This is a genomic window from Deferribacter abyssi (assembly GCF_049472655.1).
Classification (GTDB): domain Bacteria; phylum Chrysiogenota; class Deferribacteres; order Deferribacterales; family Deferribacteraceae; genus Deferribacter; species Deferribacter abyssi.
This window is the reverse complement of sequence record NZ_JAQNCS010000013.1, coordinates 1-12,682: the sequence shown is the minus strand read 5'-3', so window position 1 is coordinate 12,682 and position 12,682 is coordinate 1. Positions and strand designations below refer to the sequence as shown.

The 12,682-nt window shown below is 32.8% G+C and carries 12 protein-coding genes; all 12 read left to right on the top strand.

What is annotated here, in order from left to right:
* Nucleotides 1-12 precede the first annotated feature (12 nt).
* The 12 genes from rsxA to OWK30_RS08120 all read left to right on the top strand — a co-directional run bounded on the left by rsxA (nt 13) and on the right by OWK30_RS08120 (nt 12,539).
* On the top strand, nt 13-594 hold the full coding sequence (rsxA, locus tag OWK30_RS08175; RefSeq protein ID WP_423325397.1) for an electron transport complex subunit RsxA: 582 nt from the start codon (nt 13-15) through the stop codon (nt 592-594).
* A gap of 17 nt (nt 595-611) precedes the next feature.
* A complete protein-coding gene (locus tag OWK30_RS08170; RefSeq protein WP_423325396.1) occupies nt 612-1,394 on the top strand; it encodes an RnfABCDGE type electron transport complex subunit B in 783 nt (260 codons plus the stop codon).
* A gap of 321 nt (nt 1,395-1,715) precedes the next feature.
* Nucleotides 1,716-2,714, top strand: a complete 999-nt coding sequence (locus tag OWK30_RS08165; protein ID WP_423325394.1) for a histone deacetylase family protein — start codon at nt 1,716-1,718, stop codon at nt 2,712-2,714.
* Between the two features lie 14 nt (nt 2,715-2,728).
* Complete coding sequence (locus OWK30_RS08160; RefSeq protein ID WP_423325392.1) at nt 2,729-3,364, top strand: CBS domain-containing protein; 636 nt, start codon at nt 2,729-2,731, stop codon at nt 3,362-3,364.
* Nucleotides 3,365-3,501: 137 nt separating this feature from the next.
* Complete coding sequence (locus OWK30_RS08155; RefSeq protein ID WP_423325390.1) at nt 3,502-4,410, top strand: GntR family transcriptional regulator; 909 nt, start codon at nt 3,502-3,504, stop codon at nt 4,408-4,410.
* The gene (locus tag OWK30_RS08150) at nt 4,410-6,377 is read left to right on the top strand and encodes a hydantoinase/oxoprolinase family protein (RefSeq protein ID WP_423325388.1); all 1,968 of its coding nucleotides are present in this window, start codon (nt 4,410-4,412) and stop codon (nt 6,375-6,377) included. Before OWK30_RS08155 ends, OWK30_RS08150 begins: the two co-directional genes overlap by 1 nt.
* Nucleotides 6,378-6,386: 9 nt before the next feature.
* On the top strand, nt 6,387-7,955 hold the full coding sequence (locus OWK30_RS08145) for a hydantoinase B/oxoprolinase family protein (protein WP_423325386.1): 1,569 nt from the start codon (nt 6,387-6,389) through the stop codon (nt 7,953-7,955).
* A gap of 1 nt (nt 7,956) precedes the next feature.
* Nucleotides 7,957-8,733, top strand: coding sequence for a putative hydro-lyase (locus OWK30_RS08140; protein WP_423325384.1), 777 nt, complete (start codon nt 7,957-7,959; stop codon nt 8,731-8,733).
* A gap of 39 nt (nt 8,734-8,772) precedes the next feature.
* Nucleotides 8,773-9,825 carry a TRAP transporter substrate-binding protein gene (locus OWK30_RS08135; RefSeq protein WP_423325382.1) on the top strand — a complete coding sequence of 351 codons (1,053 nt, stop codon included), beginning with the start codon at nt 8,773-8,775 and terminating at the stop codon, nt 9,823-9,825.
* A 52-nt stretch (nt 9,826-9,877) separates the two neighbouring features.
* Nucleotides 9,878-10,465 (top strand): TRAP transporter small permease subunit, encoded by a 588-nt coding sequence (locus OWK30_RS08130; protein ID WP_423325380.1) that lies wholly within the window; start codon nt 9,878-9,880, stop codon nt 10,463-10,465.
* A 10-nt stretch (nt 10,466-10,475) separates the two neighbouring features.
* Entirely contained in the window at nt 10,476-11,765 is a 1,290-nt protein-coding gene (locus tag OWK30_RS08125; RefSeq protein ID WP_423325378.1) for a TRAP transporter large permease, read from the top strand.
* Between the two features lie 75 nt (nt 11,766-11,840).
* Nucleotides 11,841-12,539: a DUF2848 family protein gene (locus OWK30_RS08120; RefSeq protein ID WP_423325376.1), complete on the top strand. Its 699-nt coding sequence runs from the start codon at nt 11,841-11,843 to the stop codon at nt 12,537-12,539.
* The last annotated feature ends 143 nt before the right edge of the window (nt 12,540-12,682 follow it).

The following is a 12,682-nucleotide window of genomic DNA, read 5'->3' as shown; positions in this document are numbered from 1 at the left end:
AAAAGGTGGGGTATGAAAGAGTTAATACTTATTTTTATAAGTGCTGTTCTTGTGAACAACTTTGTTTTAAGTAGATTTTTAGGTATTTGTCCTTTTTTCGGAGTATCTAAAAAGCTTGATACTGCCATAGGGATGTCTTTTGCTGTTACCTTTGTTATGACTATAGCAGGTGTTATTACATGGATAATACAATATACAGTTCTTAATCCACTAAACCTTGCTTATTTGCAAACTATTGTATTTATTCTTGTAATAGCATCTTTAGTTCAGTTTGTTGAGATGGTTATAGAAAAAACGTCTCCGGCCCTTTATAAGAGCCTTGGGATCTTTTTACCGTTGATAACTACAAATTGTGCAATACTTGGAGCTGCTTTATTAAATATTCAATTTAAATTTGATTTTCTTCAGATGCTTGTATTTACAATTGGTTCATCATTGGGGTTTGGCCTTGCCCTAGTACTTTTTGCAGGAATAAGAGAACGTATTGAATTATCAGATGTTCCTTTTTATTTTAGAGGGTTGCCAATAGCTTTTATTACAGCAGGTATTCTTGCTCTTGCTTTTATGGGTTTTTCCGGATTGGTAAAAATATGATACAAAGAGGTAAGTAGATGATTGAAGCTATAATTGTTGTTGGTGCATCTGGTTTTGCAGCAGGTTTTGGACTACTATTGGCATCTAAAAAGTTTAGTGTAGAAAAAGATCCAAGAATTGAAGATGTCAATGAACTTTTGCCTGGTGCAAATTGTGGTGGATGTGGATACCCTGGCTGTTCAGCTTTAGCAGAGGCTATTGTTTCTGGAGATACACCACCAACTGCCTGTCCAGTGGGCGGTGCAGAGTTAGCTGAAAAAATTGGAGAGCTATTAGGATTAGAAGTCGGTACAACTGTAAAAAAAGTAGCAAAAATAAAGTGTAAGGGTGGTCATAATGAATGCCCTTCAAAGTATGACTATTATGGTCCGTTAGACTGTCATGCCATTGTATTGCTAGGTGGTGGTAATAAAGGTTGTATTTATGGGTGTGTTGGCGGAGGTAGTTGTGTAAAAGCATGTAATTTTGATGCTCTTAAAATGGGAGAAAACGGAATTCCGGTTGTAGATGAAGATAAATGTACAGCCTGTGGATTGTGTGTAAAAGCTTGTCCAAGGAATTTAATTGAACTTATTGATGTTGAAAAAAGGTATCTTGTTACTTGTTCGTCAAAGGATAAGGGTGTAGAAACTAAAAAGGTATGTTCTGTTGGGTGTATTGCATGCAGATTATGTGCAAAGAATTGTCCAGTTGATGCTATAATGGTGGAAAATAATGTAGCATTCATACAACCAGAAAAATGTACAAATTGTGGAAAATGTGAAGAGGTTTGTCCTACAAAGGCAATAGTAAGACTTTGAAGTGAAAGATATAAAAAGGGTATGGTTGTTATACTGTTACAGTAATTCTTACAAAAGTTACTATAATTAAGAATAATTGTGATGCACATAAATTTTTTATTTAGAGTATATTAAAAACATAAAAAGTATTTTTAATTAAATCCAGTGAAGATATCAAAATAACTGCTTGAAAACATCATAAAAAAAGAATAAGCATTTCTCTGGATAGATTGCCATATAAGCAAACATATTCTTACCATTTTGAATTTAGTTGCTAGCAACTTTGGGGTATATTGATAAAGAAAATTTTTGAATAAACGTTGAATTAGGAGAATTATTTAATTGGTAAATCTGGTTTTTGATGAAGTTTTTCTGGAGCATAAAACATTTGTGGGCCACCCTGAAAATCCTGAGCGCCTCAAAAAACTTATTGCTACTCTTAAGAATTCAGAAATTTCAGATTTAATAAATTATTTAATACCTGATTATTGTTATGATTTGGAATTGCTCTCATTAGTTCATACAAAGCCTTATATTGATGAATTTAGAACAGCTTGCAAGAAAAAGGAATATTTTATGCATAAAGATAATTCTATTTGTAGTGATTCTTTTGATGTGGCAGTTAAAAATGTGTTTGCGCACTTTTTTGCAGCTGATTATATTGTGTCAAATGAACCGAAAAAGATATTTGTGGCAGGAAGACCACCAGGACATCATGCAGATACAAACAAGGCTCTTGGGTTTTGCTTTTTCAATAATATTGCTCTAGTTGCAAAGTATTTACAAAAGATACATGGTGTTGGTAAAATACTTATATTTGATTTTGATGTTCATCATGGCAATGGTACGCAAAATATTTTTTATGAGGATGATTCAGTATTTTATCTAAGTATTCATGAGCATCCGACATTTTTATTCCCAGGTACTGGTCGTTTCTTTGAAAAAGGTAAAGGGGCTGGCTCTGGGTTTACACGCAATATTCCATTAAAACCTGAAGCAGATGATAATGATTTTGGTAAGGAATTTGTTGAAAAAGTTGTTCCAGCTTTTTATGAATTTAAACCTGAAATATTACTTGTTTCGGCAGGATTTGATGGACACAAAGATGATATCATTGGTGATTTGAGATATAGTACTTCCTTATACAGAAAAATTGGCTATGCGTTAAAATACTTAAGTGACAAATTTTGTGAAGGACATTTATTTGTTACTCTTGAAGGTGGATATGAACCTGATATATTATCAAGATGTGTTTTAAACTTTCTTGATGCTTTGAGTGATGATAAAATGATAGATGTATATGATTTGTTTGTTACAGATGAAATATTTGGTATTTTTTAATAAAAGGGGTTGCTATGTTTGTTAGAGATTGGATGACAAAAAATGTGATTTCTGTTTTTCCTGATACAAAAATAGAAACTGCAGCATACATTATGAATATAAAAAATGTAAAGCATCTGCCTGTTATAGATAATGATAAGAGACTGATTGGAATAGTTGTTAAAAGCGATATTAGGGAAGTGTTACCAACTTCTAAGATTGATGAAAGAGAAAATTTTGACAAAAAACCTGAGTTGGTTAAAGAGATTATGTCAACAGATGTGGTTTCCATCAATGAAAATGATACATTGGAGGATGCTCTACTTTATATTTATCAGGGTAGAATTGGTGCATTGCCTGTGACAAACGATGAAGAAAAGGTAGTGGGTATAATTTCAAGATATGATGTCCTTAGAGCGATGGTTTCAATTATGGGGCTTGAAGAGCCAGGTAGTAGAGTGGATGTGGTATTAGAAGATAAGCCAGGTATGCTGGAGCATCTTGCAAGAGAATTTAAAGAGCTTGGGATAAACATTATTTCTGTGATAGTTTCAAATACCGGTGATTATAAAAGGATAGTTTCTATCAGATTTGATGGGTTGTTTAAACATAAAGTAGAAAAACATCTTGAATCTAAAGGTTTTGAAATTTTCCATCCCTGGAAAATCTAAGAAAAAGTATATTGTATTATCTTTGATTGATAATTTTATAGATTATTTTATTGCTTATTTTTCGAAAAAAATACCGATAAGTTACTAAAATAGGTTTAAGTGTTGCATTTATTTAAACAGTATTTTATTTTTTGTTTATGAAAGATATCTTAAATAAGACTTCGATTGTTAAAATGAAACTTTTAGAACTTTTTTTTATTGGTGATGAGAACTGTTTTTACCGATTAAATGATGTTGCTGACGAGTTGGATGTCAATATTAATACTGTAAAACTGGTATTTTCTGAGATGAAAAAGATGGGATATTTTGTTTCATTGAGAGGTAAAGGGTTTAAAATAAATAAAGAAATGTTTAATAAGAAGAAAAATTTTCATGTATTTTTAGATGAGATAACTAGAATTGTTAATAAAATGAAAGGGGGCGGTTTTTTTAATGATGAACTTCTTTTTGCCTTTTATAATGCAATAAACAGAGATGTCGAGACCGATATATATTATGTAGATGAAGATTATTTAAATTTATATGTGGGAAGAAGAGAGCTTGAAGAATATCTTGGTGTTGAAATACAACCTATTTTGATTTCTGAAGCGTTAAAAAGGCTAGAGGAAGGGTATCTTGAAGAAGGTTTGCTTATTACTACTTATTATTGTCTAAAACGTCTTGAGAATTATGCTAATAACGTAGTCAAGATATTTCCGTTAAAAATTACACCGCCAATTGATTCTTTGATTAATTTTTCAAAGGTGAGTTTGTTAGACACAATTCTTGTTATTGCAATTAATGAGGAAATGAAAAAAAGATATGAAGATTCTTATTATGCTTTAAAAAGAAAGTATAAGAATTTAATTTTTGTTACTCTAGATGAGATTAGCGAAAAAAAAGAGCTTATTAATAAAGCAAAATATGTATTAACATTAAAGCATCTTTATGAATCAAATCAGAAATTGTTTAGCAAAGTAAAGAACCTGATCGTCTATTCAAGGTTTCATGATGATGAAGGAGTAAATATGCTTATCGATATTGTAAAAGATAGTAGGAGGAGTTAATGATAATAGTTGGGGTAGATACCGGTGGAACGTTTACAGATTTTATTTATAGGAAAGACGGAAAATGGGGAGTCTACAAGATTTTATCAACACCTCACAATCCTGCGGAAGCTGTACTGAAAGGGCTTGAATATATTCTTGAGGGAAAACCTGGAAATATTACTCATGGTTCTACTGTTGCGACAAATGCAATTTTAGAAAAGAAGGGAGCAAATACTGCCCTTATTACCAATAAAGGTTTTGAAGATGTTATTGAGATAGGGAGACAAAATCGAAAAAATTTATATGATTTGTATTTTCAGAAAAACAAGCCGCTTGTACCTTCATCGATGAAATTTGGAATTGATTGCAGAGTAAATGCAAATGGGGAGCTAGTCAAAGATATTAAAATTGAGGATATTGAAAAGGTAATTGATAAGTTAAAAGCTTTTGAAGCAGAGTCTGTGGCAGTTTGCTTTTTATTTTCCTTTTTAAATAGTGAGCATGAAAAGATAGTTGGTGAGTATTTAAAAAAACATGGTTTTCATTATTGTCTTTCCAGTGAAATATTGCCGGAGTTTAGAGAATACGAGAGGCTTTCAACCACAGTAATTAATGCATATGTTTCACCAAAGATGGATAGATATATAAGCCATATAAAGGATAATTTAACGGAAGGAAGCAAATTGAGAATAATGCAGTCAAATGGTGGTATTATTTCTGCAGAAGTTGCAATGACTGAGTCTGTAAGAACCATCTTGTCGGGGCCAGCAGGCGGAGCTGTTGGTGCTTTTGAAATAGGGAAAATGGCAGGTTTTGAAAAACTTATTACTTTTGATATGGGTGGTACTTCCTCTGATGTTGCATTAATAGATGGTAGTCTTCCATTAACAGTTGAATCAGAAATAGATGGATTTCCTGTAAAAGTTCCTATGATTGATATACATACTGTAGGTGCTGGTGGAGGCTCAATAGCATACAAGGATGAAGGTGGTGCTCTGAGAGTTGGACCCATCAGTGCTGGGGCTGATCCTGGACCTATATGTTATGGAAAAGGTGAACAGGTTACTGTTACAGATGCAAATCTTTACCTTGGAAGACTTATTCCTGATCATTTTTTGGGCGGTCGTATGAAGCTTGATAGAGATAGACTTGAAAAATACTTTGATAGTTTAGCTAAAGAGTTTGGGCTTTCAAAAGTTGAGCTTGCTGAAGGGGTTTTGGAAGTAGCTAATACCAATATGGAGCGCGCAATTAGAGTAATTTCGGTGGAAAGAGGATACAATCCTTCAGAATTTACCCTGTTTTCATTTGGCGGAGCAGGTGGTATGCACGCAGCTTTTCTTGCAAAACTTCTGGGTATTCCAAGAGTGTTTGTGCCCAAGAATCCTGGGATATTATCTGCCATTGGAATGATACTATCAGATATTATTAAGGATTATTCAAAGACAATTATGCTGAAAGAAGCATTAAATTTTGATGAGTTGAAAGGTTATTTTGCTGAATTGGAAAAACAGGGTGTTGAAGACTTGTTGAATGAAGGAATTGAAAAAGAAAATATTACGTTAGAATTATATCTTGATATGAGATATTTTGGGCAATCCTATGAAATTATAGTACCATTTACTGAAGATTATGTGAATACATTTCATGAATATCACAAGAGACTGTACGGTTATGCAAACTATGATAAGCGGGTTGAGATTGTAAACTTGAGGTTGAGAGCAAGAGGGAAAATGGAAAAGCCTGAATTTGAGAGGAAAACAAAAAAAGTTGAAAAAATATCAGAGAGGGCTTTGCTTGGCGATACAAAAGTGATTTTCGATGGGAAAGAGGCTACTGCAAAGGTAATTAATAGAGATTTTCTGCAATATGGGAACAAGTTTGAAGGCCCAGCGATAGTAATAGAATATTCATCAACAATAGTTATTCCACCAAATTCATTGGTAGAGGTGGATCCTTTTGAAAATTTAATAATCAATGTATGAGGTGCTGTAATGAAAATAAATCCTATTCTATTGGAAGTTTTCAAAAATAGATTTGTATCCATATCAGAAGAAATGGGGGTTACACTAAACAGGACAGCCTTTTCACCAAATATTAAAGAGAGAAGGGATTTTTCCTGTGCGATTTTTGATGAGAATGGAGATATGATTGCACAAGCAGCTCATATCCCTGTGCATCTTGGCTCAATGCCAATGAGTGTAAAGTCTGCAATTGAAAATGTGGATTTGAAAGATGGTGATATGGTGATTCTTAATGATCCATATAAAGGGGGGACACACCTCCCAGACGTAACTATTGTTGCACCAGTGTTTTTAGGGCAGGAAAAACCACAGTTTTTTGTAGCAAACAGAGCTCATCATGCAGATATAGGGGGTATGACTGCAGGATCAATGCCTCTATCCACTTCGATTTTCCAGGAAGGGTTGATTATTCCACCTTTAAAAATTGTGGAGAGAGGAGAAATAGTTGAACCTCTGATGAAATTTTTACTTAACAATGTGAGAACACCATATGAGAGGGAAGGGGATTTTACTGCCCAAATTATGGCTAATATGACAGGTATTAAAAGAATCGAGGAGTTAGTTGCAGGTTATGGGCTTGATATGATGAAAAATTATGCAACAGCTATAATGGATTATTCTGAGAAAATTTTGAAAAACAGACTGAAAGATATTCCTAATGGAACATATAAATTTGAAGACTACATGGATGATGATGGGATTGATAGAGAAAAGATAAAGATTGCTGTTCAAATTACTGTAGATGAAGATAATGTAGTTGTGGATTTTAGTGAAAGTGATGACCAGGTTAAAGGTAGTGTAAACGCTGTTTATTCCATTACACTTTCGGCTGTTCTTTATGTATTCAGATCGCTTGTTAAAGATGAAATTCCAACAAATGCTGGATTGTTAAGACCAATTATTCTGAAAACTCGTAAAGGGAGTATAGTGGATGCTAAATTTCCAGCCAGTGTAGCGGGAGGAAATGTAGAAACATCGCAGAGGATAGTTGATGTATTGCTAGGTGCTCTTTCCAAGGCTCTACCAGATGAGATTCCTGCAGCAAGTCAGGGGACCATGAATAATATAACAATAGGCGGTATTGATGAGAGAAATGGTCAGCCTTTTACCTATTACGAAACTATTGGTGGTGGTATGGGGGGATGTAGTTTTGCAAATGGTGAATCAGCAGTGCATTCTCATATGACAAACACTCTTAATACACCGGTTGAAGCTCTTGAATTTACCTATCCTATGATGGTGGAAGAATACAGTATCAGGAAAGATTCTGGAGGAAATGGTAGGTTTAAAGGTGGTGATGGAATTGTAAGGCAAATAAAATTGTTAAATGACGCAGAAGTGACAATGCTTACAGAGAGGAGAAGGTTCAGTCCTTATGGTTTGAATGGGGGTGAACCTGGAAAACCTGGAGAAAATATAATTATTTCAAATGGTGAAAAGAAGAAAATGCCTGGTAAGTTTAATATAAATCTTAAAAAAGGTGATATTATTAGGATAGAGACACCTGGTGGTGGTGGCTTTGGAAAAAGCGAGGTGTAACATGAAGGAGTCTGAAAAAATAAGAAGAAAAATTAGAGATGGTGAATTTGTAGGACAGACGTCTGGTGTTGCACCAGGATATGCCCAAGCTAATTTAGTTGTGCTTCCAAAGGAATATGCATTTGACTTTTTGTTGTTCATACAACGAAATCCAAAACCTTGTCCGTTATTAGAAGTGACAGATGTTGGCTCACCATATACAAAACAAGTTGCGGATAATGCTGATTTAAGAACTGATATTCCAAAATATAGAGTGTATGAAAAGGGAAAACTTGTAGATGAGCCAGTTGATATAACTTCATACTGGAATGATGATTTAGTTGCTTTTCTATTAGGGTGTAGTTTTAGCTTTGAGTGGGCATTATTGGAAGCTGGTATACCTGTGAGACATATTGAGGCAAATAGAAATGTTCCTATGTATATAACTAATATTCAGACAAATCCTGCAGGTGTTTTTCATGGCCCCTTAGTTGTAAGTATGCGTTCAATTCCATATGATTTGGTAGTTAAAGCTACAAATATTACAGCTCGATTTCCATCTGTTCATGGAGCGCCAGTACATATAGGTTATCCAGAGTTGATAGGTATATATAATTTGAATAAACCAGATTATGGTGATCCTCCAATAATAGAAGAAAATGATATTCCCGTATTTTGGGCATGTGGAGTTACGCCTCAAGCTGTTGCTGTAAATTCAAAGATCGATTTTATGATTACTCATTCTCCGGGGCATATGTTTATAACAGATCTGAAGAATCAAGATTTTGCATTGTTTTAAAATGCAGTAAAGCAGTTATAAAAAAAAGGGAGGTTGTCCATGAAAGTAAAATCCTTAAAAGTAATTTTGCTAGCTTTATGTTTTCTAAGTATTTCTGTTTTACTTTATGCAGCTCCAAAAAATTTAAGAGTTGTTGGTAGCTGGAGCAGTTTGGCTCTTTATAAGCAATTTGAAAAACCATTTTGGACAGAAATATTGCCTGATGCTTTTGGCGGAAAAACAAAAACAATTATGAGTTCTTTAGGTCAAGTGAAGCTTAAAGGAGCTTCTGTATTAAGAGCTATGAATAATGGAGTATTTGATGTTGTATCAACTGTAGCTGATTATGTTGTTTCAGATGCTCCAGGATTAGCTGGGTTGGATTTGCCTGCATTAGCACCTGATCTTAAATTAGCTAAAAAAGTAGTAGAAGCTTACAGACCTGTTATGGAAGATATTATTGAAAAAAGATTTAATGCAAAATTATTAGCTGTTGTTCCATATCCAGCTCAGGTATTATTTTGTAGAGTAGAAATTGATGGTTTAAAAGATCTTAAAGGTAAAAAAATTAGAGCAAGTGGTTGGACTACTTCAAAATTTATTGATGCTTTGGGTGCAACAGGAGTGACAATTAGCTTTAGTGAAGTGGCTACATCTTTACAAAGGGGAGTAGTTGATTGTGCAGTTACTGGATCTTTGTCAGGATATTCTGCAGGATGGGGTGATGTTACTAATTATTTATATCCATTGCCTATTGGAGGCTGGGATTATGTTATCACAGTAATGAACATGGATGTATGGAACAGTCTTAGCAAATCAGAGCAAGAACTTCTGAGTAAATTAATTAAAGAAAAATTAGAGATTCCTGCTTGGGAAGATGCTGATGAGGAAACTGTACAGGGAATTAATTGTTTAACAGGCATAGGAAAATGCGATTATGGAAAACCTAATAAGTTAAAACTAGTTGATATTAAAAAAGAAGATATGCAGTTGTCGAAAAAAATATTGGTAAATGACGTGTTACCAGCTTGGGCAAAACAAGTGACTCCTGATATTGTAGAAAAATGGAATGATACTATTGGAAAAGTAGTAGGGTTAAAAGCAAACAAATAAACAGACATGAGGTGTGTTTTTCACACCTCATGTTTTTTTATGAGGAGTGGTGATGTTACAGTTCTTAGACACTGTCAGTGAAAAAGGATTATTTATTGTAAAGAAAATTTGTTTTTATGGGATTATAATACAGGGGCTACTTCTATTTTTTATGTCATTTTTTATATGTGCAGATGTTTTAATGAGAAAACTGTTTTCCTATTCTATAAGGGGTTCTATTGAACTTTCAAGTTATACCCTCGCTGTTATGAGTGGATGGATTTTTGCTTATGCTCTTTTAACAAAAGCACATGTTCGTATTGATATTTTATACAACAAATTTTCTTTAAAACTTAGACTTATTTTAGATGTGCTTTCTTATTTGTCATTGTTAATATTTTTTGTACCTTTAACCTATTATTCCTATCACTTTTTTTATACGTCATGGGAGAAAAAATCTGTAGCTAATACACCATTACACACGCCTCTTTGGATTCCTCAGGGCTTATGGATTATAAGTCTCATTTTCTTTGTAGTGGTTATATTTATAATGTTATTAAGGATTTTAATACTAATAGTAAAGAAGGATTATTTCGAAGCTTATAATGTGGGAGGAGCTTCTACTTTAGAAGAGGAAATAGAAAAGGAAAAAGCAGCTTAGGGGTAAAAGTATGAATATTGCAATAGTTTCTTTAATTATTTTGTTAACGTTATTGTTGTTAAGCATACCTGTTGCAGCTACAATGGGAGTTTTAGGGATAATTTTAGAAAAATTATATTCACCATTTCCTCTTATAAGGGCCATAGGTGATGTGGCATGGTCAGAAAATACAAGTTTTGTATTATTTGCGATTCCTCTTTTTATTTTGTTAGGACAAATTTTGTTAAAATCTGGTATCGCTGGAGATACATACAAGGCTATTGATAAATGGTTATCATGGTTACCTGGTGGTCTAATGCATGCTAACATAATGACTTCTGCTCTTTTTGCAGCAACTTCTGGTTCAAGTGTAGCTACTGCTGCAACAATTGGAACATTAGCTTTACCCCAAGCTGAAAAATATGGATATAATGAAAGTTTGTTTGCAGGATCGATAGCAGCAGGAGGTACGTTAGGTATATTAATTCCTCCATCAATTAACTTAATTGTATATGGATTTTTAACAAATACATCTATTCCAAGATTGTTTGTGGCAGGTATTATTCCTGGGATTATGTTAGCGTTTTTATTTATGTTTATGATTTTGATTTTGTGCATAATAAATCCTAAGCTAGGTAAAGTTAAAAAGGGGATAAGTTGGCAAGAGAGAATTAAAACGATTACAAATTTATTACCAATTTTAATTATTTTTTTAGTTGTAGTTGGTTCAATTTATGCTGGATTTGCAACGCCTACAGAATCAGCAGCAATGGGAGTTATAGCGTCTTTAATAATTACGGCAATTAGAGGTAATTTGAATTTAAATCTATTGAAAGAATCTATTGAAGGCACAATGAGATCTACAGGGATGATAATGTTAATTTTACTTGCTGCCACATACTTAAATTTTATTCTGGTTTCATTAGGATTAACTGATATTCTACAGGATTTTATTAGAAATTTAGGTTTTTCACCTTTAAATACATTACTTATTATTATTGCAATGTACATCGTGTTAGGTTTTTTTATCGAAACATTATCGATGATGGTATTAACAATACCAATTGTTTATCCTGTTATTTTAAATTTGGGGTTTGATCCAATTTGGTTTGGCATATTGCTTATTTTGTTAATAGAGATGGCTCTCATTACTCCCCCTGTTGGTTTAAATCTATATGTTGTGCAGGGTGTTAGAGGAAAAGGTTCTATAAAAGAGATTATTATTGGTAGTGTACCATTTGTAATTATGATGATAATAATGATTGCTGTGTTGATAATGTTTCCTGAGATAGTATTGTATTTACCAGCAAAGTTTAATTAGTAAATTATAAAATATTTTTTTAACAAGTTAACTATTATAGTTTATGAATTGTTGTTTAACAAAAAGGAGTTTTAAATGTTAAAAGCTAAAGTAGTGAATAGAGATAATGTGACAGCAGAAATTAATTTAGATTGGGAATTTGCTGTTGCTTTAGGTTATACTGGGAGAGATCAAGAATCTGTTAATAGACATATTGAAGAATTAAAAAAGTTAAACGTTCCAATACCTCAGTCAATACCTGCGGTTTATTGGTTTGATCCTGAACGCATCTCTACCACAGATACACTTTATGTAATAGGTGATAAAACTTCAGGAGAAATTGAATTTTTTGCTGCATTTAATGCCAGTGATGAACTGTTTATAACAGTAGCAAGTGATCATACAGACAGGGAATTAGAATCAATTTCAGTTTCAAAATCAAAACAGATTTGCACTAAAATTATTTCAAATATTTTTTGGCGCTATGATGATATAAAAAATCATTTTGATGAAATAATACTTCAATGTTTTGTAAAATTTGAGGATAGTGAAGAATATATTCTATACCAAGAAGGAAAGCTCAATAATATTTTACAGATAACAGAATTAATCAAACACATAAAATCAGATTATTTTTATAATAATGAGAAATTTTGTTTTTTTAGTGGTACTATTCCAATCTTAAGTAGTGAGACTTTGTTTGCAAAGAAATATAAACTTCTAATGATTGATCCTGTCCTAAAAAGAGAAATTACCCATACATACAAAGTTATAGCGTTGCCTGATCGTTTATGATGTAAACATTATAGCTTATTAGGAGTTTGTTATAAAAAAATTTTTTATATTAAGCATAAAAAAATGATTTAGAGGCAAGTTAGTAAATATAATATAATATCTTAAAGAGAATTAAAAGTACTTTAATTTGTAATATTATGATA